Consider the following 23,979-nt stretch of genomic DNA (forward strand, 5'->3'; position numbering starts at 1 on the left):
AGGCGCACGTCATGGACGAGGACGAACAGCAACCCACCGCTCCCGCGCAACGCACGCAGGCGGTGTCACGCGAGCAGCTCACATCGACGGACGGCGTCGAACGCACACAGGCGGTCTCGCGATCGCCGATCGACGACCGGACCGCACCGACTCCGGGGCCGAATTCGCCGGTAGGTGAGGACAACTCGAAAGCTGCGGTTGCCAAATCCTCAGCGGCCAAATCCGGCATGTCGCAAAGCGCGTCCACTCGGGCCAGAACCGGTCGATCTCGGTCCGGTCGCTCCCGCAGCACCGGCATTCGGCGTCGTCTCGGCGGCGGCCTGGTGGAGGTCCCCCGGGTGGAGCCGATCGATCCGGCGACCGCGGTGATGTCGGATCCCACGGTGCCGCAGCACAAACGGTTCTGTTGGAAGTGCAACGCCAAAGTGGGGCGCAGCGAACCGGGAGAGCCCGACATCTCGGTGGGCGTGTGCCCGCACTGCGGCACCACCTTCGATTTCACGCCGCTGCTCGAGCCGGGTGATCGGGTGGTGGGCCAGTACGACGTTCAGGGCTGCATCGCGCACGGCGGTCTGGGGTGGATCTACCTCGCCATCGACCGCAACGTCAGCGACCGCTGGGTAGTTCTCAAAGGCCTACTGCATTTCGGCGACGAGGAAGCCCATGCGGTCGCGGTTGCGGAGCGTCAATTCCTGGCCGAGGTAGCGCATCCCGGCGTCGTCAAGATCTACAACTTCGTCGAACAACCCCGCGGCGACGGCACTTCCGTCGGCTTCATCGTCATGGAGTACGTGGGTGGTCGTTCGCTGCGCGACATCCTGACCGCATGCGGTGACGACGCCCGCATGCCGGTCGAGCAGGCGCTCGCCTATGTTCTCGAAGTGCTTCCGGCACTGGGTTATCTGCATTCGATCGGGCTCGTCTACAACGATCTCAAGCCCGAGAACATCATGGTCTCCGAGGACCAGATCAAGTTGATCGACCTCGGTGCGGTCGCGGGCATCGAGGATTACGGCTACCTGTACGGCACGGTGGGGTACCAGGCACCGGAGATCGTGAAGACCGGGCCGACGGTGGCGTCGGACATCTACACCGTCGGCCGCACCCTCGCGGTGCTGACGCTGGACATGCCGTCGAAGAACGGCAAGTACCTCGACGGCCTGCCCTCGGTCGCAGAATCGGACGTGCTGCAGCAGTTCCCGTCGCTGCATCGCCTGCTGCTTCGAGCCACCAACGCAGACCCGACTCGGCGGTTCCGGTCCGCCGACGAATTCGCGGGGCAGGCAACCGGCGTGCTGCGCGAGATCCTGGCGATCCGGACGGGCGTCGAGCGGCCCGGCCTGTCCGCGGTCTTCAGCCCGCCGCGTACGACGTTCGGTACGGAGCAGTCGGTGGGTCGTACCGACACGTACGTCGACGGCAAGGTACGACACGAGCGCATGACGGCAGCCGAAGTGGTTGCCGCACTGCCGGTTCCCTTGGTCGATCCCAACGATCCGAGCGCTCCCCTGCTGGCCGCCGCCGTGCACGTCGAAGCTCAGCAGACTCTGGACTCGCTCCAGCACGCCAAGCGGAACGGCATCGAGCGGGTGTCGGCCGGCACGACAGGTGCCACCGGTTCCGCGCCCGCGGGAGCGAGCCTGGAGATCACCCTCGCCGAGGTCAAGGCGCACCTCGATCTGGGGCACGTCGTGGAGGCCACCGACATCCTGTCGAAGGTGCAATCCGAGGATCATGCCGCCGATCCGTGGCGGGTGCAGTGGTACGCCGGATTGATCGCCTTGCTGCACCACGAATACGATTCTGCGTTCACGAGTTTCGACAACGTGCTCGGAGCGATGCCCGGCGAGCTCGCGCCCAAACTGGCGCTCGGTGCCACATCGGAATTGTTGGGGCATGTCGCGCTCGGCAACGACGAGGACGCCGAGAAGTGGCGGGCCAGAGCCGAGGGACTGTACCGCGCTGTGTGGCGCACCAACAGGGGCATCGTCAGTTCGGCGTTCGGTCTGGCCCGGCAGCTGCAGCGCCGCGGTGATCAGACCGGTGCCATCGCGGCACTGGACCAGGTTCCGATCAGCTCGCGGCACTACTCGATGGCACGGATGACCAGTGTGCTGACCTTGCTGATGGATCGCTCGCGCGCCGAGCTGTCCGAGGCCGACTTCCGTTCTGCCGCACGGCGAGTGGCGCTGCTCCCCAAGGCGGAAAGCCGAGCACTGCAGATGCGGACGTTGGTCCTGGCGATGGCCCTGGACTGGATCGTCTCCGGTCACGCGTCCACGGCAGAACGCGAACCGATACTCAGCGTGCCGTTCACCGAGGACGGTTTGCGGCGCGGCACCGAGAAGGGTCTGCGGGCACTGGCCCGCAGCGCAACCGATCGCGCGCACCGGTTCTCGTTGGTGGACCTGGCGAATGCGATCCGTCCGCGTTCACTGTTCTAGCGATTCGTCAGGATCGAACCAGATCGTCCGTCGATCGGGCGATCGCCAGCTCCTCGTTCGTCGGCACCACCAGCACCGTGACGGCCGAGGATTCGGCGGAGATCACGCGAGCCGACTTGCTGCGCACGGCGTTACGTTCGGAGTCGATCCGAATTCCGAAGTGTTCCAGGTTCGACAGTGCGTCGGCGCGCACGGCAGCAGCGTTCTCGCCGACGCCCGCGGTGAACGTGATGACGTCGAGCCGCCCGAGCCCGATCATGTACGCGCCGATGTACTTACGCAGCCGGTGTATGTACACGTCGTAGGCCAACCGGGCCGATGCATCGCCGTCGTCGATGCGTTGTTGCAGTTCCCGGAAGTCGTTGACCCCGGACAGTCCGATCAGACCCGACCGGCGGTTGAGGAGAGTGTCGATGTCGTCGACACTCATCCCAGCACTACGACGCAGATGCATGATCACACCGGGGTCGATATCCCCACTGCGGGTGCCCATCACCAGTCCCTCGAGTGGGGTCAGACCCATCGACGTATCGACCGCGCGGCCCCCGTCGACCGCCGATGCCGACGCACCGTTGCCCAGATGCAGCACGATCTGCTTGAGGTCCCCGAGATCGCGTTCCAAGAACTGCGCAACCTGCTCGGACACGTAGCGGTGCGAGGTGCCGTGAAAGCCGTAGCGCCTGATGTCGTGTTCGGCTGCGACGGCGGCGTCGATCGCGTACGTCGCAGCAGCGTCGGGCAGAGAATGGAAGAACGCCGTGTCGAATACGGCCACATGCGGCACGTTCGGCAGTTGCTTCCGCGCCACCTCGATACCGAGGACGTTGGGCGGATTGTGCAGCGGAGCAAGACTGCTCAGGTCCGAAATCTGCTGCACGACAGTGTCGTCGATGATCGTGGGGCGATAGAAGACCGTGCCGCCGTGCACGACGCGATGCCCGACGGCAGTGACGTCGGATCCCAGTTCGATGCCGGCGTCGGACAGCATCTCGAATGCCAGAGCCAACCCGTCGCCGTGGTCCTCGATGTGCTGGATTCGCTCGACGCTCTCGCCGCGGTAGTCCAGTTCGACGCGCCCGTCGGATTCGCCGATACGCTCGACGAGACCACTGGCCAGCGATTCGCCCGAATCGGGATCGACCAGTTGGAATTTGACCGAGGACGAGCCCGAGTTGACGACGAGGATGCTCACGCCTGTGCCTCCTGCTGGGAGATACCCTGCGCCTGAATGGCGGTGATGGCGACGGTGTTGACGATGTCCTCCACAAGTGCCCCGCGCGAGAGGTCGTTGACGGGCTTGCGCAGGCCCTGCAGTACCGGCCCGACAGCGACGGCACCGGCGCTGCGCTGAACGGCCTTGTAGGTGTTGTTGCCGGTGTTGAGGTCGGGGAAGATGAACACCGTTGCGCGGCCTGCCACGTCGGAATCCGGCAGCTTCGATTTCGCGACCGACGGCTCGATGGCCGCGTCGTATTGAATGGGGCCCTCCACCAACAGTTCCGGGTTGCGTTCGCGCACGATGGCCGTCGCTTGCCGCACCTTGTCGACGTCGGCTCCCGAGCCGGATTCGCCGGTGGAGTACGACAGCATCGCCACTCGCGGTTCGATACCGAACTGGGCCGAGGTCTGCGCCGAGGAGATGGCGATGTCGGCCAATTGCTCGGCCGTCGGGTCCGGCACGACGGCGCAGTCGCCGTAGGCCAGTACGCGATCGGACAGGCACATCAGGAAGATCGACGAGACCGTCGACACGCCCTCGGTGGTCTTGATGATCTCGAACGACGGCTTGATGGTGTGCGCGGTCGTGTGCGCCGCTCCCGACACCATGCCATCGGCAATGCCCTTGTGCACCATCATGGTTCCGAAGTAGGAGATGTCGGCCATGATCTCGCGGGCACGCTCGATCGTCATCCCCTTGTGCTTGCGCAGTTCGGTGTACTCCTGCGCGAATTCCTCGGCGTAGTCGCAGTTCTTGGGGTCGAGGATAGTTGCCGAGTCCAGATCCACTCCCAGTTCCGATGCACGACGTCGAATCGGGCCTTCTTCGCCGAGGATCGTGAGGTCCGCGACCTGGCGTTGCAGCAGCCTTCCGGCGGCCCGCAGAATTCGGTCGTCGCCGCCCTCGGGGAGCACGATGTGCTTGCGATCGGCACGCGCTCGATGAATGAGCTGGTATTCGAACATCTGCGGCGTCGTGATGGTCGGGATGGCGATATCGAGCCGTCCCAGAAGGGTTTTGGCGTCCACCCGCTGCTCCATCAGGCCCAGCGCGGTGTCCACCTTGCGCTGAGATCCGACGGCAACACGGCCGCGGGTCTGCGCCGCAGCCGATGCGGTGTCGAAGGTTCCGAGCTCGGTGGTCAGAATCGGCAGTCTCGGACCGAGACCGGCGACCAGTCGTGCGATTGCCGGGTGCGGTTCGATGCCGCCGTTCATGATGATGCCGGCGAGGGACGGAAAACCCTCCGCCTCATGAGCATTGACGAGTGCGAGCAGTACGTCGGACCGGTCTGCCGGCGCGATGACGACGACACCTTCGGTGAGCCGCTCCAGAATGTGCTCGGCCGTCATACCGCCGACCATCACCCGCATCGCTTCTCGCTGCAGCAACGACGAGTCGCCGCTGTAGAGCGTTCCGTCCACCGCGTCGAGCAACTCCGCCATGGTCGGCGCGACGAGCAACGGGATCTCGGGAAGGCTCCACGCAGGAACGTCGACCGACGCCAATGCGTCGGTGACGGCGTCCAACTGATCCGGATCGCACCGGTTCGCCACGATCGCGGCGAGATGGGCGTGGTGCTGCCGCAGTTCGGCCTGGCACAGCGCCGCCAACTGAGCGATCTCGTCGGGGGTTCGATCGGAGCCACGCAGCGCGAGGAGCACGGGGGCACCGAGATTGACCGCGATGCGCGCGTTGAACCCCAGTTCACTGGGGCTGCCGACGTCGGTGTAATCGCTACCCACGATCACCACGGCGTCGCACTGCGCAGCCACCTCGTGATAGCGACTGACGATCTCGCTCAGCGCCGCATCCTGATCGGAATGCACCTGCTCGTAAGTGACCCCGAGAGACTGCTCGTAACTCAGATCGGCGGTCGTGTGCTCGACGAGCAATTCGAGAATGTAATCCGGCTCGTCCGTCGAACGAGCGATAGGCCGAAACACACCGACCCGGGCCGTCGTCGCGGCGAGCATCTGCAGCACACCCAACGCAATCGTGGACTTGCCGGAGTCGCCTTCCGGTGACGCGACATAAATACTCGAGGGATACATGTCAGCCGTCTCGGCACCGGTGGACTCAGCCATGCCCGCCAGCTTAATGGTTGGGGTGTTGACACCGAGCACAGTCGGGTTGTCCCATGAGCCATGGCCGAATCACCGTTTCCGGATGTTCGTTGGGGCAGCGAGACATCGTTCATCCGCAAGCCCGCCGTCAAGTTCGCGTCGACCAAGCCCGGTTCGTGGGTGATCAGGAACCTCGCAGGCGTCGACCGCTGGTTGTTGACCAAGTCGAACGGCCGATTCACCGTCCTCGGACCGATCGCCGCTCCGGTGGTGCTGTTGACCACCACCGGACGCAAATCCGGTAAGCCGAGGACGAGTCCGCTGTTGTACTACCGGGAGGGTGATCGCATTTTCGTCGTCGGATCCAATTTCGGCCAACAACACCATCCGGCATGGACGTCGAATCTTCTGGCCGATCCGAAGGCCGTCGTCACTATCGGCGGCAGGAAGATACCGGTCACCGCCACCCGAATCACCGGCGACGAGAAGGCGCGTATCTACCGACAGTTCGACGCGATGGTGGAGGTCTACGGCGAGTACGAAACAAGGACCGACCGAGACATGCGATTGTTCGCACTCTCGGCCGATCCCCGCACTTCGACGTAACTAGCCGAGCTTGCGCAGGCGCGGTGCCAGATCCTTCTCGAACAGCTCGAGGAAGCGCTTCTGGTCGTGTCCGGGCGCGTGGAACACCAGGTGGTTCAGGCCGGCGTCGGTGTACTGCTTGACCTTCTCGACGGCCTCGTCCGGGTCCGAAGCCACGATCCAACGCTTGGCGACCTGCTCGATCGGCAGCTCGTCGGCGGCCTTCTCCATCTCCATCGGGTCGTCGATGGAGTGCTTCTGCTCCGGCGTCAGAGACAGCGGAGCCCAGAAACGGCAATTCTCCAGTGCCAGTTCGGGATCGGTGTCGTAGCTGATCTTGATCTCGATCATCTTGTCGATCTCGCCGGCGTCACGCTCTGCCTTGCCTGCACCCTCTTCGACGGCCGGGAGGAGCTTGTCGGTGTAGAGCTCCATGCCCTTGCCCGACGTGCAGATGAAGCCGTCGCCCGCGCGTCCCGCATATCGCGCGACGACGGGTCCGCCGGCCGCGATGTAGACAGGGATGCCGCCCTCGGGGACGTCGTAGATCGACGCGCCCTTGGTCGTGTAGTACTCGCCCTCGAAATCGACGCGATCTCCCAGCCACAGCTCGCGCATCAAGCGAACCGACTCCCGCAGTCGTGCGAAACGCTCCTTGAACTCCGGCCATTCGCCGGTGAACCCGGTGGCGATCTCGTTGAGCGCCTCACCGGTTCCCACTCCGAGCATGATGCGCCCGGGATACAGGCAGCCCATCGTGGCGAACGCCTGCGCGATGACCGACGGGTTGTAGCGGAACGTCGGCGTCAGAACGGACGTCCCGAGCTGGATCGTCTTCGTGCGCTCGCCGACAGCCGTCATCCAGGCCAGAGAGAACGGGGCGTGACCGCCCTCGTGACGCCACGGTTGAAAGTGGTCACTGACAGTCGCGGAGTCCATACCGTGTTGCTCGGCGAGAACACCGAGTTCGACGAGCTCCCGCGGCCCGAACTGCTCCGCCGATGCTTTGTACCCGAGCTTGAGACCCTGCGCCACGCCGAACTCCTGTCGTTGGTCGTCTAGTACTTCGATTGTGCACCTGCGGCGATTTGCGGTGTGCTACTGGATCCCCAGAACAGTGACCACCGCAGCCAATACTGCTACTGCGCCGATGCCGACCGCGAAGATCCACAGGTCCCGAGACTCGGGCATGGGCGCTCCGCTCTCGAGGGCGGCGCGCACTCGCATCCATCGCCGCAGTCCGATGACGGGTGCGGCGGCCGCGAGGCCGATGAGAATCAGACCGAGTGCAGTGCGAACCCAGCCGGTGCTGAATCCTGGAACCAGGTGAACGATTGCAATCCCGCCGGCGAGCAACCCGAGCGAGGTTCTCAGCCAGGCAAGAAAGGTGCGTTCACTGGCGAGGGTGAACCGTTCGTCGGGGCGCGTCACGCTGGAGCGGTGATGCGTTCGCGGATGAGTCGGGCAACGAGTTCAGGATCGTCGGGGGTGAAGACGGGCGAGATGCGGCGGATGGTGAGCACCACTGCAGTGTCCTTCTTCGGACGCATGACGTCCAGCGGGAGCCACTGGTCGATCCACGGCGCTCCCCACAATCGCCACCGACCGTTCCAGTTACCGAGAACGGCGGTGTCGACGGCGCGAATGTCGCCGTAGGGGACGAACTTCTCGATCGCGAACGGAAAGTAGTAGTGCCGCAACGTGACCCCGCTATCGTCCACGCGCACGAGACCGTCGTCGTAGTGGGCCGTGGATGTTGTTCGCATAGTTAACGGTAGGCCTGCTTGGGACGCTCTCGCAACCATCATCTCCAAAACCTGTCGGTGGGTCGAGATACTCTTTCTTCAGTTCGAACGCGCGTTCTGAACTGGGGGTCACCGGGGGGTGAAAAAAATGGCTGCACCAGTGGTGTCGTTGGATGCGTTGATCACTGCCGCGCGGGAAGAGAATCGGCATGCGGCCCGAAAGATCGCTGCCTGCTCCGACTTCCACCTCACCTGCATCGCGCAGGATGCAGGTCCGAGCCCGCAGCTGCGTTCGGATACGGGTTCGGTTGCACTACAACCTCATTCGACCACCACAGACGCCCCACCCGAGCCGTCCGCCGATCCCGACACCCGGCAACGGCGTCGGAATTCCCTTGCCTCCGCAGCGGCCCGACTACGCGATCGCCACTGCCGCTTCCCCGGCTGCCACCACCCCGCCGCACGCTGCCAACTCGACCACGTGATCCCGTTCGACCACGCCAACCCCCTCGGCGGCGGCTGGACCACCGTCAACAACCTCCAATGCCTCTGCGAATACCACCACAGCGTCAAAACCGCAGGCTACTGGACCGCCGTCATGCTCCCCGGCGGTGCCATCCTGCAGACCTCGGCATCGAAGACCACCCGAATCACCCTGCCCGCCAACGGAACAGCCGTACCCATCATCGGCAACGACCTCCGGCCGTACATCCCCACCAAACCCAGACGATCAGGCGTCATCGCCTACCCCGACCCACCCGACAACCCGACCCCCGAGCCAGAACCGACCAACGAAGAAGACGAGGAGCCGCCCTTCTGACCTCAGACGTCGGCCGCTCGTTCCGGTGTTCTCACCAGCGTCAGCTGCGAGGTCTGGCGTAGCGAGAATCCGATCGAGAGGTACAGCTCGATAGCGCGGATGTTCGTCGCGGCGGCATGCAGGAACGGCTGGTCGCCTCGGGCCCTGATGCCGTGACCGACCGCGCGGACCAGCTCGGTGGCCAAGCCCTGTCCGCGATGAGCCGGGTCGGTACACACTGCGCTGATCTCGGTCCACCCCGGCGGACGCATGCGCTCCCCTGCCATCGCGATCAGAGCGCCGCCCCGTCGGATACCGAGATACGTGCCGAGTTCGCGGGTGCGAGGAAGGAACGGGCCCGGCTCGGTGCGTCGCACGAGATCGAGCATCTCGGGCACGTCGTCGGCTGTCAGTTCTACCGCCTCGGCCAACGGCCGAGTCTCGAGTTCGGTGCCCACGAGTTGAACGATTCCGAAGCTGTCGACCACGGACCACCCCTCGGGCACATCCAGCACCGGCCCCCGCAATCCCACGATGCTTCGTGGCCCGAACAGCACTGCGATGTCGTCCCAATCCCGTGGCTGCAGAACGTCGGGATGCGCCAGAAAGGGCGAGACCTGGGGATCAGCGCGAATCACTCGGCCGCGCGTGATCGCAAACCGCGACAGCGGACCCCCGAGGGAGGTACGAATGGGATCGTCGAGAGGGTGAACAGACACGTCGGTCAGCGTCCCATGTCGGGCTCGGTCAGTTGCTCACGACCCACTCCGTCACCAATACTTATACCGGTATAGTTATTCGCATCGAACCGAAAGGCATTCCGTGATCGAAATCCTGCCCCCGAGCAAGATTCCCCTTGCCCGTGAAACCGGTGCACTCGTCGCCGAAATTCTCGAGACCGTCCGCGAACGCGCGACCGTCGGCACCAATCTGCTCGAGATCGACGAATGGTCCAAGGACATCATCCTCGGGGCGGGGGCGACGTCGTGCTACGTCGATTACGCGCCGTCCTTCGGGCGCGGACCCTTCGGCCACTACATCTGCACGTCGGTCAACGACGCTGTGCTGCACGGTTTGCCGCACGACTACAACCTGGCCGACGGCGATCTGCTGACCCTCGATCTTGCCGTGATCCTCGGCGGCGTGGCATCGGACTCGGCCATCAGTTTCGTCGTCGGCGAGAACAAGCCGGCAGAGAGCCTGGCGATGATCGATGCCACCGAACGAGCGTTGGCCGCGGGTATCGCCGCGGCACGTCCGGGCAACAAGATCGGCGATATCTCCCACGCCATCGGGACGGTTCTTCGTGAAGCCGGCTATCCCATCAACGTTCAGTTCGGTGGTCACGGAATCGGATCGACCATGCATCAGGATCCGCACGTATCCAATACCGGCAGGCCCGGTCGCGGCTACGGCCTTCGCCCCGGCCTGATGTTGGCGCTCGAGCCCTGGGTGATGGCGGATACCGACGAGCTGGTCACCGACCCCGACGGGTGGACATTGCGCAGCACCACCGGTTGCCGCACCGCGCACAGCGAGCACACCGTCGTCATCACCGACAGCGGGGCCGAAATCATGACCCTACGTTCGTGATTCTGCGTCGGTAGGAGTCACAAACGCTTCTCGAAAGTGTTGGAGAACGGCAGCAGTTCGTACGGCGAAAACACCGGGATGCGGGTGTAGCCGCTCTTCTCGTACAGCCGCACCGCGTCGGGCTGACGATCACCGGTCTGCAAAATCAAGCGTCGCAATCCCTGGTCGCGGGCCGCATTCTCGGCCGCCTGCAGCAGCGCGGTGGAGACTCCCGACCCACGGTGATCAGGATGAACGAACATTCGCTTCAGTTCGAGGTCGGGGCCGTTCCACCGCAGAGCGGCATGCCCGACGGCCTGCTCGACGTTCTGCGCATCGCACCGATAGACGACGAACGTGCGATGCACGTCGCCTTCGTCCACGGCATTGGCCTGCGTCTTCGCCATCAAGGCCGCTCGGTCCGCGTATCGGGGACCCACCTCCGATGCCATTGCGGCACGGAGCGATTCGGCGTCGGGATGGTTCCAGTCGACGGCGCGGGTGACGAGGTCTGTTCGGGACTGCGCTACATCGGTCACGCTCGATCGGACCACGCGCTACGGGCCGCCGTCAACCGCTGCAATCACGGTGAGTTTATTGCTGGTGCGATCAGTCGTCGTCGTGCACTGTGACAGCGTGAACACGAACTGTCGCTGCCCACGCTGACCATCCGACCTCCCCACCGTCGACAGCACTTGTCACAGTCGACACTTGTCACAGGAGCCACAGCCATGAGCACTGAAGCGACCGTCGTTCTTCGTATCTCCGATTCCGGGACGTCATCCTTGCAGGGATTGACTCGACCGCAGTTGCACGCCCTCGCCGATGCTCTCCGCGTCGCCGCCAAAAGCTATGCACCACATGCCAAGATCCTGACGCGTTTCGACGTCCGGGTGAACGAACTCAACGCTCCCCTTGTCATCGACCTACCCGCGCGCGATGTGGTTCTCGCCGGCAAGAGCGTTCGGTTCAGCCACACCGAGTTCGAGATCTTCGCCTATCTCGCCCAGCATCCTCGTGTCGTGGTGAACAGATCCGAGCTGAGTGACTCGAACGGCGGCCGCAGTGTCGACGTCCATCTCTCCAGGGTGCGAACCAAACTCGGGCAGTACGGCCGACTGATCACGACGGTCCGCGGCACCGGCTACCGATTCGACCCCGAGCCCGGAATCCGCGTCATCACCGAGCCGTCGATGCTGCGCAGCGCCTGAGATCAGTTACACGACTACCGCGTCAGTGCTGCTGTTCGACGTCGACGGTTCCGACGTACCACCACGAACACGAGCAACGCGACCAGAACCACCGCGATGATCGCGCCCAGTGCCGTCGCGCCGCGGAAGCCGGGTGCGCTGGTATCGAGGGTGCGTTCGCCGGCGTGGGCGGCATTGCTGGTACCCAGAACGATGGTCAGAGTCAGCAGGTTCGGGATGGCGGTGACGACTGCGAGAATTACCGATCCGATCGCCAACTGCTTTCCCGCCCTACCCTTTCGGACCGACCACGCACTCCAGAAGAACATCAGTGGCGCGAACGTGCAGACGATTCCGAACAGCAGGCCCCACAGAATTCCCTTGGTGAACGTGCGATCAGCCAGGCTCTCGACGCGCAGGCTCCACCACCGTGGCAGGAACGCCGCCAGAACGAAGTAGGCGATCAACAGAAGAACGACGCCGGCACCGAGCAGGATGCCGCGCCGCTTCCAATTCGCCGAGCTGGTCGACGGTGCAGGCGTGGTCGGGTCAGCAGTCATAGGCCCATGGTAGAGCGTTCACGTTCCCATCGGACCCGACCCGAGACCTGATCGTTAGATGGGGATGTGCCCAGCTCGCTACGACGCCCGTGCACGCTCCGAAGCATCGTCACCGTCGAGGCCCAGGTGTCCCCGCAACGTCGTCGAGGTGTATTCGGTACGGAACACCCCTCGCTCCTGCAATGCCGGGACCAATTTGTCGACCAGATCGCCGATGGCGTCACGCAGGTGATACGGGTTGATGTTGAAGCCGTCGACCACACGGTGACGCACGAGGTCTGCCCAGTGGTCTGCCACTGCCGCAGGGGTTCCCGAGTGGAAGCGCGACGCCGGCGACACTTCGAGCACCAACTCTCGGATGGACAGCCCTTTTTCTTCCGAGAGGGCTCGCCATTGCGCGATCTGAGTCAGTTTGCCGGTCCGAGCGTCGATGGACAGCGTGCCGCGTGACGGATCCAGCTCGGCGTCCACCGGATCGATGTCGGGTAGTGGGCCCTCCGGGTCGTACGCCGAGAGGTCCTTGCCCCAGTAGTGCTCGAGAAAGGCGATGGCTCGAACACCGTTGTGCGCGTTGGATCGAAGCCACCGAACCTTTTCTTCGGCCTCGGCCTCGGTATCACCGAGTACGACGGTCGCCCCGGGCAAGATCTTCACGGCATCGGCCGGTCGGCCGTATGCAACCGTCCGGGCACGTAGATCTTTGGCGTAGGCCACCGCTGCGTCGTAGGCGTTGTTGGCCGAGAAGACGACGTCGGCGTGCCGGGCTGCGAGGTCCCGTCCTCCCGGCGAATCGCCGGCCTGGAACAGCACCGGCCCACCTTGCACACTGGACCGAACGTTGGGTGCCGCAACCGCTTCGAGCAGATCGGTGTGGGACTCCACAGGAGAACCTGCCCAATACTGCTTCGCCAGTTCGACCACCTGGGTGGCGCGCTCGTAACGGCGTTCGTGCTCCAACCACCCTCCGCGCCTGAAATTTTCACCCGTCCAGGCGTTGTCGGTGGTGACGATGTTCCATCCGGCGCGCCCGTCCGACAGCGCGTCCAGGCTGGCCAAACGACGAGCCAACTCCACCGGGATGCTGTACGTGGTGTTCTGGGTCGCGACAAGTCCGATGCGCTCGGTCACCGACGCCAGAGCCGCCAGTTGCGTGATGGCGTCGGGCCTGCCGGCGATGTCGGTGGAGAGAATGTCGCCACGGTTCTCTCGGATACGTTGACCGTCCCCGAGAAAGAACGCGTCGAACAAACCGCGTTCGAGTGTGCCGGCGACCTCGACGAACGTGTCGGTGGCCACTTGATCGGGGGCGTTCGGATCCTCCCAGACCGTCTGCGCGCCTATACCTGGATAGAACACGCCCAGATGAATCTGCGCGTTCGGGTCGAACGGTGCGCCGGTGTCCGGGTGATGGTCGATGATGCCCATGACAGCTCTTCTCTACTCGTGCGCAGCCGCGGCGTAGCGGCTGACCGGACGCGGCAACCCCAGGTTCTCTCGCAGCGACAGTCCCGGCGTCGGTCGACGAATCAGATGTGCCGGTACCGCAAGCTCTTTCAACGCCGCGCCACCGAGATGCAGCCGGACGCCGTCGACGACACCGGCGAGGGCCTCGGCCTTCGACAGGTGGTCGATATCGGCGAACACCAGCGCGGCTCCGTCGCGGCGAGCGGTGTCGGCCTGCTCGCTGATCCCGTCCCCGCGTACGAGTGCGACATCGAGCAGATCGGTGACTCCCAGGTCGGCGTCGCCGATGACGACCAACTGCCCCTGCGGCGGACGAGGAGTGATCAGTGGCCCTACGACGTCGAAGAATTCGCCCTCGAAACGCACGTGATGCACGCGAGCGGGATCGAGATACCGGCCGGACCCCGCGTCTCGAACGACGGCGTCGTCTTCCCACGAATCCCACAGCCGCCGCGCCACATCGATGACGTCACGCACTTCGGCGGTGGTCTCGGAGCGGACCTCGGATCCGACAGCCGCGTGAGTGTCCGCGCTGTTGTCGGTGCCGACCACCCAGGCCCCGCGGCCGTGCGAGGCGTGGTCCACACTCGCGAGTTGTGTTGCGAGAAAGAACGGTTCGGTCGTCAGAGTGTGGACCGTGGGTGCCAGGCCGAGGGTGGACGTGGTGGAGGCGACGAATGCCGCACGAGTACCTGCATCGAGGCGCTCGTGGGAGGAGACCAGCGAATCACCGAAAGTGACGAGGGTGAAGCCGGCGCGTTCGGCGTCGGCGACGTTCTGCTTCAGGAGCGCGGGTGTCTCGTCGAACCCGTCGAGTTCGACTGCGAAGTACAACGTCTCGGTCATCCTCGGTTCAGCCCTTCGCGCTCATCGTGTTCCTGCTTCCTGTACCGACGATCTTCACCGGACGGCTCAACCACGAGTTCCGAAGTCCAGCGCCGCGGCGGTGCAGGCAGGGTGAGCTCCGAGTCGATCGATCAGCGCCGCTGCCAGTGCTTTCAGCCAGGTCATACGTGGACCCTAGGTTCATCCGCTGTAGAGCACACCCGTTGCGATCACGCTGATTCGAACGACGTAGATGCCGGTACGTAGACGCGCAGTGTCAGCACGAGGTCACCGCTTTTGCGGGCCCGGACCACCTCTCTACTGTCACCGATCAGGTCGTGCGACCTACGTCGACCTCCATGAGGACCCGGTTTCGCGCTCGAAGACCGGCCGCACATCCACGGTGTCGTAGACGATGGACAGTGCAGAGATGCGTCCGTTCTCGTCGAGTTCGGCGACGTCGACCACGTCGAACGGGGCCGCCACACCCGAGGGCAGTCTCCAGTCGAAATGGAACCAGAACGTGACGAGTCGAGCGCCTTCGGACGTACGACCTTCGGCGACGCCCTTCGAGGTCAGCGTCGCACCCGAGGTGTCCGCGAAAAGCGCGCGATAGAAGTCGGATGCGGGCGTCGGTCCGTACAGCGGCGAGTGCACAACCGCACCGGGTGCGAACAGAGTCAGGACCGCATCGACGTCGGCCCGTCGAAGTGCATCGAGGTACTGCTCGACCAAGTGGTCCGCGGACGAGTTCATGAAGCAAGAGTAGTCGACCGCCAGGACGCAAGACATTCGCTCATCGTGATTTTTTGCCCCTGCAGCAACGACTTTCGGCGTGTGCATACTTGTCGTAGCGGGACAGTGTCAGACGGAGGGCCGCCGGTGAAATCGTTCACTATCGCCATTGTGGGAGCGGGTCCACGCGGCACCGGTGTACTCGAACGATTGCTGGCGCGCCGGTCCGATGCGGAGCTGCACATCCACGTCGTCGATCCGTTCCCTCCGGGGGCCGGTCGCATCTGGCGTAGCAGTCAACCACCGCTGCTGTGGATGAATTCGGTGGCCGCCGACGTCACCATGTTCACCGACGACACCACCGTCGTCGACGGTCCGATCCGCCCCGGTCCGACGCTGGCGCAGTGGGTTCTGGAACATGCCGACACCCTGCGCCAGGACCCCGAATTGCGGGACGAACTGCGCGATTTCGGTCCGCATTCCTTCGCGTCGCGGACTCTACAGAGTCGCTACCTCAGCTGGGTGTTCGAGCACGCCGTTGCCGACACCGACACGCACGTTCACGTTCATCGAGCACGGGTGACGGACCTGACCGCCGACCAGGTACTGCTACTCGACGACGGGTCGACCATCCGCGCCGATGCCGTGCTCTTGGCCCAGGGACATCCGGATGCGCTTGCATCGCACCGTGAATCACAGCTCGATGAGTTCTCCCGAACCCATGGGCTGACGTACATCGGCCCCGGATACACCGCAGATCTCGATCCCAGCCGAGTGCCTGCGGGAGAACCGGTGCTGATTGCCGGGCTCGGATTGGCATTCATCGACTGGATGGTGTTGCTCGCGGAAACTCGCGGTGGATCGTTCGCCCGCAACGCGGACGGCGTGCTCGAGTACACCGCCTCCGGCCGCGAACCGATTCTCTATACGGGTTCGCGGCGCGGAGTTCCGTACCACGCGAAGATCTCCTACGACATCGCCGCGGCGCGCCCGCCCCTCCCGAAGTTCTTCACCGCCGACGCCTTCCCCGGCCACGGCCCTCTGCACTTCCGCGACGAAATCTGGCCGCTCGCATCCAAAGAACTGGCCTGGGCTCATTACTACGAGTTGTTCACGGCCCACCCCGAGCGAACAGTCGGCTCCTGGACGGAGTTCGAGATCGGATTGAGCGAGATCACCTGGGGATCGCAGGAACTCACCGCCTTCGTGGAGCAATTCGTTCCGAAGGACGAGGACCGCATCGATCTGGCACGGCTCGACAAGCCCTTTGCCGGACGGCGTTTCGATGGACTCGACGAGGTACGTACCGAGCTGCAGACCTACATCGAGACGGACCTTCGTCGTCGAGCAGATCCCTACTACAGCTCGGATGCCGCCGTCTTCTCGGCACTGCTCTCGGTGTACATGACCATCGGAGAGTTGTTGCGACGCGGGCGCATTCGGGCGCAGTCGGTCGCAGGCGATGTGGAAGGGTGGCTGCACTCGTTCTTCAGTTTCGTCGCGAGCGGTCCGCCACCGGAACGGCTCGAACAACTCCTGGCCCTCAGCCGGGCGAACATCGTTCACTTCCTCGGCCCCGATGTCACCTTCTCCCCGGAGAACGGGTCGTTCGTCGCCCGTAGCTCTGCACACGATGTGGTGGTGCACGCCGACACTCTGATCGACGCGCGCTTACCCGTCGCATCGATCGCCGCCGCCGGAGACGAATTGCTTCGCACCCTGCATACGCGCGGCGACATCACCGACATCCGCGCCACCGAGCACAGCGCAGCGAAAGTAGCAGTCGACGGGCGCTCTCGATTGATCACCGCGTCGGGAGAGGTTGCCGAGAACCGCTACGCGGTGGGTCCGTGGGTCGCCGGACACACGTGGTCGAGTGCCTTTCCGCGGCCGAGGACCAACGCCGGGTTCTTCCGACACAACGACCAGCTCGCGGCAGAACTACTGCGGCACAGCCGCTGAACCGTCGGTCGGCCGAACAACGGACCGGATCACGGCGCGATGCGCAGTCCGGCGATCAGCACCCGCGCCATCTTGCGCGGGTCGTAGCGGCTGTCCGTGGCACCGATGCACAGGTTGCCGACCGCCCGCATCAACTCCAATGCGGTCTGCCCCGGGGCGATCTCCCCCGAGTCCGCAGCGGCGTCGAGCAACGACTCGCACACCGGAACCAGCCGGTTCAGGAAGTAGCTGTGCAAGGTCTCGAATCCGGCGCTGTCCGACTGCATGGCCTCGGCCAGACCGTGTTTGGTGACCAGGAAGTCGACGAACCGATCGATCCAGAGCACCAACGCCGCGTGCGGCGATTCGCGGCCGGCGAGAAGCTTCTGGCCGGCGACGGCGCAGGCCTCCACCTGATGTCGGAAGACGGCGACGACGAGGTCGCCCCGCGTCGGGAAGTGCCGGTAGATGGTTCCCACGCCGACGCCGGCCCGCCTGGCGATATCGCGCACCGGCACTTCTACTCCCGACTCGACGAACGCAGCCGCCGCCGCGTCGAGCAGGGTCGCTTCGTTGCGCCTCGCATCCGCCCGCTTTCTGGGCTGCTCGGCTTCGGCCTCGGTCACTGTTCCTCCAGCCATCGACAAACGGAACAACGTTCCGTATGTTTGTTTACGGAACGTTGTTCCGCTTACTCGCAGAGTAACCCCTCCAGAGGCCACAAGGAGATCCCCATGCAATACCGCACACTGGGACGCACCGGCGTCCAGGTCAGCACTCTCTCGCTCGGCGCGATGAACTTCGGTGCCATCGGACGCACCACGCAAGACGAGGCAACCGCGATCGTCGACGCCGCACTCGAGGGCGGTATCAACCTCATCGACACCGCGGACATGTACAGCCAGGGACAATCCGAGGAAATGGTCGGCAAGGCGATCGAAGGTCGGCGCGAGAACATCGTGCTGGCCACCAAAGTGTTCAACCCCATGGGCGACGAACGCAATCATCAGGGCAGCTCCCGCCGCTGGATCGTCACCGAACTGGAGAACAGTCTGCGCCGACTCGGTACCGATCACGTCGACCTCTACCAGATACACCGCTGGGACCCCACCACGAGCGACGAGGAAACCCTCTCGGCGCTGACAGATCTGCAGCGTGCCGGGAAGATTCGAAACTTCGGCTCCTCCACCTACCCGGCTTACCGAATCGTGCAGGCGCAGTGGACCGCACGGGAGCACCGTCTCGGGCGGTTCGTCACCGAGCAGCCGCCGTACTCGATCCTGCAGCGCGGCATCGAATCCCACGTCCTTCCGGTCGCGCAGGAGTACGGAATGGGCGTTCTCGCGTGGAGTCCCCTGGCGGGCGGCTTCCTCTCCGGAGCCATCCGGGCCGGGCGAGAGACCACCACCAACCGCGCGGCGATGATGCCCGAGCGATTCGGCACGGACACTCCCACGGGACGGGCCAAACTCGACGCCGTCGAGAAACTGGTCGGTGTTGCCGACGAAGCCGGACTGACACTGATCCAACTCGCACTCGGTTTCGTGACGGCTCATCCGGGAGTCACCAGCGCGATCGTCGGGCCGCGTACCGTCGAGCACCTACACTCGCAGCTCGCTGCCGCCGACACCGTCCTCCCGGCCGATGTCCTCGACAGAATCGACGAGATCGTATCTCCGGGACTCGATCTCGCGCCGGACGACAAGTTCGACACCCCGCCGGCACTGCTCGACGCCTCCCTGCGGAGACGCTGACATGGTCAGCTACGGGATCATGACCCCTCCCCAGAACGTCTCCTACGCCGACCTGCTCCGGGTGTGGCGCGAGGCAGACGGCATTCCGGAAATCGAGCACGCGTGGCTGTTCGATCACCTGATGCCCATCGGCGGTGACCTCGACGGCCCGATCTTCGAAGGCTGGACCATGCTGTCCGCATTGGCCGCTCGTACCGAGCGGTTGCGATTGGGAATCATGGTCACCAGCAATCGGATCCGTCCACCCGCGGTTCTCGCGAAGATCGCCGTCACGGTCGACACGGTCGCGGACGGGCGGCTGGACTTCGGCATCGGTGCCGGATCACGGCCGAGCGTGCCGATGGCGAGACGGGAGTACGACGGGAGCGGGCTGCCCTACAGCGACGCTGCGAACGCTGTTGCGCGACTGGGTGAATCGCTCACGGTGATTCGTAGGCTCTGGACCGAGAGCGAACCCTTCGACTTTCACGGCAGCCACGTCGACCTCGTCGGGGCGTTCCAGAATCCGAAACCGATTCAGCGACCGGGCCCGCCGATCGTGATCGGCGGCCGGGCTGCAGGAGTGCTGCGCCTCGTCGCCGAACACGCCGACGTATGGAACATTCCCGGTGGGGACCTGGCCGACGCACTGGACCGAGGCAGACTACTCGACCGGTACTGCGCCGAGATCGGGCGCGATCCAGGGGCGATCACCCGATCGATCGCTCTCGGGGTGTCGTTCGAAGAACCCGAGAGGTTGAGAAACGACATCGGCGACGCGGTGGCCGCCGGATTCGATCATGTCGTTCTCATCCTCCCCGGACCCTATCCCGACGGCATCGCGCAGAGAGTGACCGAGGAGTTCATCGGCCGCTCGTAAGAACCGGTGCGCCAAAACTTTTCGTCAAGGAATCAGGACGAACTTGCCGCGCGGGTGCGTCGACTGCAGCTCGGCGTGTGCTCTCGCCGCATCGGCGAGGGGAAACGTCTTGGCAACCGTGACCTCGAATACGCCTGCACCCGCCTGCTCCAGCAGCACCGGGGATGCGAGGCGTCGACGCTCCATACTCACCGGCCCACCGACGGTGAGGAACCCGTCTGCCGAAGCTCGCCCGAAGGCGGCCGTGCTGACCAATCTCGCTCTGTCCGTCAGTAATTCGAGAGAGACGTCGACGGCCTCGTCGGTGCCCACCGTGTCGATTGCCGCATCCACCCCATTCGGTGCGGCTGCTCGTACCCGGTCGATCAGTCCGTCGCCGTATTCGACGGGCTCGACACCGTAGGACCGGAGCGCGTCGTGGTTCTGTTGGCGCGCAGTCCCGATGACGGTGGCCCCGCGCTCCAGAGCGAGCTGAGCCACCACGGACCCGACGCCGCCTGCCGCTCCATGCACGAGAACAGTGTCTCCACTCGTGACATCGACGGATTCGAGTGCGTCGTAGGCCGTTCCAGCCACGGCGAGTACTCCCGCAGCAACGTTCCAGTCCAACGCTTCCGGCTTCTGGAACACGAACCGCGCAGGAACCAGAATCCGCTCGGCGTACGTACCGTTCTGGCCGGAGACAACCACCGCGTCGGCGACGGCGACAGGACCGACCGGGCCCTCGACGGTTCCTCCGACCGCCACCACGATGCCCGACGCCTCGCTGCCCAACGCAATCGGAAGCTTCGACCCGTCGGTACCGAAGGCGCCGCTGTAGCTCTTGTAGTCGAAGGGGTTGACGCCGATCGCCTTGACCTCGACCAGAACCTGGCCCTCGGACGGTTCAGGCAGCTCTCGTTCGACGATCTCGATGACGTCCGGTCCACCGTAGGACGCTGCAACTGCAACTCGTGTCATGCGCGGTACAACGGTCACCACGACGCAAATGTTCCGCTCAGATCCGCAGGCGCGGCAGTCCCCATTCCCTACCGAGCAATTCGTACGAGCGCAGCCGGTCCGCATGGTCGTATGTGACCGAGGTGAGCACAAGTTCGTCCGCATCGGTCGCTTCCTGCAGGGCGTCGAGCTTCACCGCGACCGTCGCCGCAGACCCGACGATCTGGGTGTCCACCCGATCCGCTACGCGCTGGTACTCCTCGTCGGTCAGAGGTGCCACATTGTTCGGATCCGGATACTCGATCGCACCTCGACCGCTGCGAATGCTGTGCACCCACTGCGGGAAAGACGCTGCAAGCTCTCGGGCGCGCGAATCCGATTCTGCAACAACCACATCGGCCGACACCGCCACGTACGGCGAGGACAACCGGGCCGACGGCACGAAGGCACGGCGATACTCGCCGATCGCCTCGAGAGTCGTCCCCGGGCTGAAGTGATAACTCGCCGCGAACGGCAGACCGCGGGCACCGGCCTCACGGGCAGTCGGCCCAGCGCTGCTGCCGAACAGCCACAGCGCCACATCGGCCCCGGCACCCGGGCGTGCCGTCAACGGCACCCCGTCGCGCTCGTAGCTACCGGCAAGCAGCGCAACAAGGTCGTCGAGTTGATCGACGAATTCCGGGACCTCAGCGTGTGGCTGCTGCAGCGCAGCCAGTGACGCAGCCAGCAGCGGGGTCGTTCGTGGGGTCGCCGCAGCGGGCGCCACTGGAAACAGTCCACCGGGTTCCGATGACACCGCGTGCTCGGGCGCAGCCTGCTGTGCACCGGTCAGGGCTGCTGCTCTGCGCTGCCCGGATCGACCCACACCAAGATCGATACGACCCGGATACAGCGCGTCCACCGTTCCGAAGGATTCCACTACGGCAGCAGCTGTCGTGAAACCGAGCTGGACCGCAGCCGATCCGACACGAATGCGGTTGGTGGCAGCCGCAATCAAACCCACCAGTACGGCAGGCGCAGAACTGGCTGCAGCGACGAAGTGATGCTCGGCAACCCAGTAGCGCTCGTAGCCCCACTCTTCGGCCTGTCGTGCCAGATCGAGCGAATTTCGGAGCGCCTGAGCAGTGCTCGACCCAGCGCTGATCGGTGCCAGGTCGAGAACGGACAGCGGCACGCGCGTCATCCGGGCGTCTTCTCCCCTGCTTCGACAGCCGCCGTCAGCCGGTTCTCCGCCGGCGCGACCGGGCACGTCGCGTAGTCGGTGAACGCGCACGGCGGGTTCGCCGCTCGGTTGAAATCGAGTGCCACGGAGCCACCCTCGGGTTCCGCCACAGCAAGGATCCGCGCTGCCGGGTACGTGGTGACCCCGCTCGTGGCATCGGTGAACAGAACCTTCAGACCAGTGTCGTTGCCGCCGAACGCAACCAACTGCTGGGCCGTACCGGCCAGCTCGAAATCGAGGGTGCCCACCGCAGTGTGGTGGTGTTCGAGACCCTCGACCACGGCACCTGTCGTCACGGTGACCGGGGCGTCGAAGGGCGTGAACGTGGCGCGGGCCACGAACTCCTCGCTGGGTTCGTAGGCCGGTATTCCGTTGTAGGACTGCAGGGTCGAGGCTTTCGGATCGTGGACCCGTAGCGCCACCGCGCCGGTGCGGCGGATGACCTCGATACGGCGTTCACCGTCGTCGACGAGGATCCCGGGCGCACCCTCCACCGGATTCAGCGTCGTAACACCGTCCACCCCCTCGACGGTCACCGAGTCCGAGTCGGCCCGCCATCGACCGGGCAGATCGGCGACAATCTCCAACTCGTCGGTGAGCCAATACAATCCGGTCAGCGACAACCATCCCAATGGATCGCCGTAGGACGCTTCCCGGTCCGCGTGCCACTGCTTCCAGTCCTGCTCGAATTCACTCACGATGCTCGCACTCCTTCACGCTGTTGGTACGGGTGACGCAGACCGAGGTGATCACGCAGCGTGTTCCCGGTGTACTCGGTACGGAAACTACCGCGATCCTGCAGTTGTGGGACGACTTTGTCGACGAACTCGTCGAGCCCGGCCGGTGTGATGTGCGGGACGAGAATGAACCCGTCGCACGCATCGTTCTGGACGTAGCTGTCGATGTCCTCTGCTACCTGTGCCGGCGTTCCGACGAACTGCTGCCGGGTCGTTACCGCGATGATGAGCTCCCGGATGCTCAGGTTCTCGGCCTCGGCACGCTCACGGTACTGCTGCGCAAGGGTTCTCGGGTCACCGTGGCGAGCGCGACCACGGGTGATGCTCACGTCACCGCTCGGCTCGACGTCGGGCAGCGGTCCGTCCGGGTCGTACTCGGACAGGTCTCGTCCCCACACCTGCTCCAGAAACGAGATGGCAGTCTTGCCGCTGACCTGCTGGTGCCGAATATGGTCGGCCTTCTCGGCTGCATCCTTAGCCGAGTCCCCGAGGACGAACGTGGCGGCGGGCAGCACCTTCAGGTCTGCGTGCTCGCGGCCGTATTTGGCCAACCTTCCCTTGACGTCGGCGTAGAACTTCTGCCCGTCCTCCAGCGTTCCGTGGATGGTGAAGATCGCATCCGCCTTGGCCGCACCGAACTCACGACCTTCATCGGAATCGCCGGCCTGCAACAACACCGGGTGTCCCTGCGGACTGCGCGGCAACGTGAAGCGGCCCGTCACATCGAATTGAGGACCCGAATGCGAGACCCTGCGGATCTCGGATTCTCGGCCGAAGACACCTCGATCCCGATCGACGACGAACGCATCGGACTGCCACGAATCCCAGAACTCTCGGGCGACGTCGATGATCTCGTTCGCTCGCACGTAGCGGTCGGCCCGGTCGAGGTAGCCACCGCGTCGGAAGTTCTCTCCGGTGAACGCGTCGGACGAGGTCACCATGTTCCACGCCGCGCGCCCGTCGGACAGGTGGTCCAGCGAAGAGAACTGCTTGGCGAGCTCGAAGGGCTCGTTGAACGTGGTGTTGATCGTCCCGGCGAGTCCGAGCTTCGTCGTCACCGATGCCAACGCGTTCAACACCGTGAGCGTGTCCGGGCGGCCGACGACGTCGAGATCGTGAATCTTGTTGCGATGCTCGCGTAATCGCAGACCTTCGGCGAGGAAGAAGAAGTCGAACAGCCCACGCTCTGCGGACTCGGCCAGGTGGACGAACGAATCGAATTCGATCTGGCTCTTCGACGCCGGGTCGGTCCAGACGGTGGTGTTGTTGACGCCAGGGAAATGCGCGCCGAGGTGGATCTGCTTCTTGGTCCGCTTCGAGATC

Annotated in this window: 24 protein-coding genes; 8 read left to right on the top strand and 16 right to left on the bottom strand. The window is 64.6% G+C overall.

What is annotated here, in order from left to right; genetic code table 11:
* Nucleotides 1-11 precede the first annotated feature (11 nt).
* Nucleotides 12-2,444: a serine/threonine-protein kinase gene (locus CH268_RS19505; RefSeq protein WP_094665622.1), complete on the top strand. Its 2,433-nt coding sequence runs from the start codon at nt 12-14 to the stop codon at nt 2,442-2,444.
* A 7-nt stretch (nt 2,445-2,451) separates the two neighbouring features.
* On the opposite strand, the gene CH268_RS19510 is transcribed toward CH268_RS19505, so the two are convergent.
* Together CH268_RS19510 and pta are read right to left on the bottom strand one after the other, a co-directional pair.
* Nucleotides 2,452-3,636, bottom strand: coding sequence for an acetate kinase (locus tag CH268_RS19510; protein WP_094665623.1), 1,185 nt, complete (start codon nt 3,634-3,636; stop codon nt 2,452-2,454).
* On the bottom strand, nt 3,633-5,750 hold the full coding sequence (pta, locus tag CH268_RS19515) for a phosphate acetyltransferase (protein WP_176457994.1): 2,118 nt from the start codon (nt 5,748-5,750) through the stop codon (nt 3,633-3,635). Before pta ends, CH268_RS19510 begins: the two co-directional genes overlap by 4 nt.
* Nucleotides 5,751-5,810: 60 nt before the next feature.
* Here pta and CH268_RS19520 point away from each other — a divergent pair, with 60 nt between their 5' ends.
* Nucleotides 5,811-6,335: a nitroreductase/quinone reductase family protein gene (locus CH268_RS19520; RefSeq protein WP_027498495.1), complete on the top strand. Its 525-nt coding sequence runs from the start codon at nt 5,811-5,813 to the stop codon at nt 6,333-6,335.
* Here CH268_RS19520 and fgd read toward each other — a convergent pair whose 3' ends face one another.
* The 3 genes from fgd to CH268_RS19535 all read right to left on the bottom strand — a co-directional run bounded on the left by fgd (nt 6,336) and on the right by CH268_RS19535 (nt 8,041).
* Nucleotides 6,336-7,349, bottom strand: a complete 1,014-nt coding sequence (gene fgd, locus CH268_RS19525; protein ID WP_027498496.1) for a glucose-6-phosphate dehydrogenase (coenzyme-F420) — start codon at nt 7,347-7,349, stop codon at nt 6,336-6,338. It lies immediately after the preceding gene.
* 63 nt (nt 7,350-7,412) lie between these two features.
* Complete coding sequence (locus CH268_RS19530; RefSeq protein ID WP_027498497.1) at nt 7,413-7,745, bottom strand: YidH family protein; 333 nt, start codon at nt 7,743-7,745, stop codon at nt 7,413-7,415.
* On the bottom strand, nt 7,742-8,041 hold the full coding sequence (locus CH268_RS19535; RefSeq protein WP_176457995.1) for a hypothetical protein: 300 nt from the start codon (nt 8,039-8,041) through the stop codon (nt 7,742-7,744). Before CH268_RS19535 ends, CH268_RS19530 begins: the two co-directional genes overlap by 4 nt.
* A gap of 166 nt (nt 8,042-8,207) precedes the next feature.
* Between CH268_RS19535 and CH268_RS19540 the strand changes: the two genes are divergently transcribed.
* On the top strand, nt 8,208-8,879 hold the full coding sequence (locus CH268_RS19540; protein WP_141215169.1) for an HNH endonuclease: 672 nt from the start codon (nt 8,208-8,210) through the stop codon (nt 8,877-8,879).
* A 2-nt stretch (nt 8,880-8,881) separates the two neighbouring features.
* Here the strand turns inward: CH268_RS19540 and CH268_RS19545 are convergent, their stop codons facing one another.
* Nucleotides 8,882-9,577: a GNAT family N-acetyltransferase gene (locus tag CH268_RS19545; protein ID WP_094665626.1), complete on the bottom strand. Its 696-nt coding sequence runs from the start codon at nt 9,575-9,577 to the stop codon at nt 8,882-8,884.
* Nucleotides 9,578-9,680: 103 nt separating this feature from the next.
* Here CH268_RS19545 and map point away from each other — a divergent pair, with 103 nt between their 5' ends.
* Nucleotides 9,681-10,451 carry a type I methionyl aminopeptidase gene (gene map, locus CH268_RS19550; RefSeq protein WP_032401081.1) on the top strand — a complete coding sequence of 257 codons (771 nt, stop codon included), beginning with the start codon at nt 9,681-9,683 and terminating at the stop codon, nt 10,449-10,451.
* A 17-nt stretch (nt 10,452-10,468) separates the two neighbouring features.
* Here map and CH268_RS19555 read toward each other — a convergent pair whose 3' ends face one another.
* Entirely contained in the window at nt 10,469-10,882 is a 414-nt protein-coding gene (locus CH268_RS19555; protein WP_094665709.1) for a GNAT family N-acetyltransferase, read from the bottom strand.
* A gap of 279 nt (nt 10,883-11,161) precedes the next feature.
* Between CH268_RS19555 and CH268_RS19560 the strand changes: the two genes are divergently transcribed.
* Complete coding sequence (locus CH268_RS19560) at nt 11,162-11,641, top strand: winged helix-turn-helix domain-containing protein (RefSeq protein ID WP_094665627.1); 480 nt, start codon at nt 11,162-11,164, stop codon at nt 11,639-11,641.
* 14 nt (nt 11,642-11,655) lie between these two features.
* Here CH268_RS19560 and CH268_RS19565 read toward each other — a convergent pair whose 3' ends face one another.
* The 4 genes from CH268_RS19565 to CH268_RS19580 form a co-directional block, all read right to left on the bottom strand.
* Nucleotides 11,656-12,180: a hypothetical protein gene (locus CH268_RS19565; protein WP_027494251.1), complete on the bottom strand. Its 525-nt coding sequence runs from the start codon at nt 12,178-12,180 to the stop codon at nt 11,656-11,658.
* A gap of 78 nt (nt 12,181-12,258) precedes the next feature.
* Complete coding sequence (locus tag CH268_RS19570; RefSeq protein ID WP_094665628.1) at nt 12,259-13,605, bottom strand: LLM class flavin-dependent oxidoreductase; 1,347 nt, start codon at nt 13,603-13,605, stop codon at nt 12,259-12,261.
* A 12-nt stretch (nt 13,606-13,617) separates the two neighbouring features.
* A complete protein-coding gene (locus CH268_RS19575; protein WP_094665629.1) occupies nt 13,618-14,490 on the bottom strand; it encodes an LLM class flavin-dependent oxidoreductase in 873 nt (290 codons plus the stop codon).
* Between the two features lie 324 nt (nt 14,491-14,814).
* Nucleotides 14,815-15,225 (bottom strand): nuclear transport factor 2 family protein, encoded by a 411-nt coding sequence (locus CH268_RS19580; RefSeq protein WP_027494254.1) that lies wholly within the window; start codon nt 15,223-15,225, stop codon nt 14,815-14,817.
* A gap of 126 nt (nt 15,226-15,351) precedes the next feature.
* Between CH268_RS19580 and CH268_RS19585 the strand changes: the two genes are divergently transcribed.
* On the top strand, nt 15,352-17,166 hold the full coding sequence (locus CH268_RS19585) for an FAD/NAD(P)-binding protein (RefSeq protein WP_094665630.1): 1,815 nt from the start codon (nt 15,352-15,354) through the stop codon (nt 17,164-17,166).
* Between the two features lie 29 nt (nt 17,167-17,195).
* Here CH268_RS19585 and CH268_RS19590 read toward each other — a convergent pair whose 3' ends face one another.
* A complete protein-coding gene (locus tag CH268_RS19590; protein ID WP_032391259.1) occupies nt 17,196-17,786 on the bottom strand; it encodes a TetR/AcrR family transcriptional regulator in 591 nt (196 codons plus the stop codon).
* A 93-nt stretch (nt 17,787-17,879) separates the two neighbouring features.
* Between CH268_RS19590 and CH268_RS19595 the strand changes: the two genes are divergently transcribed.
* Both CH268_RS19595 and CH268_RS19600 read left to right on the top strand, forming a co-directional pair.
* Nucleotides 17,880-18,899 carry an aldo/keto reductase gene (locus tag CH268_RS19595; protein WP_094665631.1) on the top strand — a complete coding sequence of 340 codons (1,020 nt, stop codon included), beginning with the start codon at nt 17,880-17,882 and terminating at the stop codon, nt 18,897-18,899.
* 1 nt (nt 18,900) lies between these two features.
* A complete protein-coding gene (locus tag CH268_RS19600; RefSeq protein WP_094665632.1) occupies nt 18,901-19,758 on the top strand; it encodes an LLM class flavin-dependent oxidoreductase in 858 nt (285 codons plus the stop codon).
* Nucleotides 19,759-19,782: 24 nt separating this feature from the next.
* Here the strand turns inward: CH268_RS19600 and CH268_RS19605 are convergent, their stop codons facing one another.
* From CH268_RS19605 to CH268_RS19620, 4 genes are read right to left on the bottom strand one after another with little or no spacing between them, the layout of a single operon-like run.
* The gene (locus CH268_RS19605) at nt 19,783-20,718 is read right to left on the bottom strand and encodes an NADP-dependent oxidoreductase (RefSeq protein ID WP_094665633.1); all 936 of its coding nucleotides are present in this window, start codon (nt 20,716-20,718) and stop codon (nt 19,783-19,785) included.
* Nucleotides 20,719-20,755: 37 nt separating this feature from the next.
* Entirely contained in the window at nt 20,756-21,880 is a 1,125-nt protein-coding gene (locus CH268_RS19610; RefSeq protein WP_048316437.1) for an LLM class flavin-dependent oxidoreductase, read from the bottom strand.
* The gene (locus CH268_RS19615; RefSeq protein ID WP_255182450.1) at nt 21,877-22,617 is read right to left on the bottom strand and encodes a DUF1684 domain-containing protein; all 741 of its coding nucleotides are present in this window, start codon (nt 22,615-22,617) and stop codon (nt 21,877-21,879) included. The genes CH268_RS19610 and CH268_RS19615 overlap by 4 nt, the downstream gene beginning before the upstream one ends.
* Nucleotides 22,614-23,978 (bottom strand): NtaA/DmoA family FMN-dependent monooxygenase, encoded by a 1,365-nt coding sequence (locus CH268_RS19620; RefSeq protein WP_094665710.1) that lies wholly within the window; start codon nt 23,976-23,978, stop codon nt 22,614-22,616. Before CH268_RS19620 ends, CH268_RS19615 begins: the two co-directional genes overlap by 4 nt.
* Between the last annotated feature and the right edge of the window lies 1 nt (nt 23,979).

The organism is Rhodococcus sp. 06-1460-1B (assembly GCF_002258475.1).
In the GTDB taxonomy this organism is placed as follows: domain Bacteria; phylum Actinomycetota; class Actinomycetes; order Mycobacteriales; family Mycobacteriaceae; genus Rhodococcoides; species Rhodococcoides fascians.

What these genes read in the sequence shown, in the direction of transcription:
- CH268_RS19505 (WP_094665622.1), top strand. Translation starts at nt 12, where the DNA reads ATGGACGAGGACGAACAGCAACCCACCGCTCCCGCGCAACGCACGCAG.
- pta (WP_176457994.1), bottom strand. Translation starts at nt 5,750, where the DNA reads ATGGCTGAGTCCACCGGTGCCGAGACGGCTGACATGTATCCCTCGAGT.
- CH268_RS19520 (WP_027498495.1), top strand. Translation starts at nt 5,811, where the DNA reads ATGGCCGAATCACCGTTTCCGGATGTTCGTTGGGGCAGCGAGACATCG.
- CH268_RS19540 (WP_141215169.1), top strand. Translation starts at nt 8,208, where the DNA reads ATGGCTGCACCAGTGGTGTCGTTGGATGCGTTGATCACTGCCGCGCGG.
- CH268_RS19555 (WP_094665709.1), bottom strand. Translation starts at nt 10,882, where the DNA reads ATGGCATCGGAGGTGGGTCCCCGATACGCGGACCGAGCGGCCTTGATG.
- CH268_RS19560 (WP_094665627.1), top strand. Translation starts at nt 11,162, where the DNA reads ATGAGCACTGAAGCGACCGTCGTTCTTCGTATCTCCGATTCCGGGACG.
- CH268_RS19565 (WP_027494251.1), bottom strand. Translation starts at nt 12,180, where the DNA reads ATGACTGCTGACCCGACCACGCCTGCACCGTCGACCAGCTCGGCGAAT.
- CH268_RS19570 (WP_094665628.1), bottom strand. Translation starts at nt 13,605, where the DNA reads ATGGGCATCATCGACCATCACCCGGACACCGGCGCACCGTTCGACCCG.
- CH268_RS19575 (WP_094665629.1), bottom strand. Translation starts at nt 14,490, where the DNA reads ATGACCGAGACGTTGTACTTCGCAGTCGAACTCGACGGGTTCGACGAG.
- CH268_RS19580 (WP_027494254.1), bottom strand. Translation starts at nt 15,225, where the DNA reads ATGAACTCGTCCGCGGACCACTTGGTCGAGCAGTACCTCGATGCACTT.
- CH268_RS19590 (WP_032391259.1), bottom strand. Translation starts at nt 17,786, where the DNA reads ATGGCTGGAGGAACAGTGACCGAGGCCGAAGCCGAGCAGCCCAGAAAG.
- CH268_RS19595 (WP_094665631.1), top strand. Translation starts at nt 17,880, where the DNA reads ATGCAATACCGCACACTGGGACGCACCGGCGTCCAGGTCAGCACTCTC.
- CH268_RS19600 (WP_094665632.1), top strand. Translation starts at nt 18,901, where the DNA reads ATGGTCAGCTACGGGATCATGACCCCTCCCCAGAACGTCTCCTACGCC.
- CH268_RS19605 (WP_094665633.1), bottom strand. Translation starts at nt 20,718, where the DNA reads ATGACACGAGTTGCAGTTGCAGCGTCCTACGGTGGACCGGACGTCATC.
- CH268_RS19610 (WP_048316437.1), bottom strand. Translation starts at nt 21,880, where the DNA reads ATGACGCGCGTGCCGCTGTCCGTTCTCGACCTGGCACCGATCAGCGCT.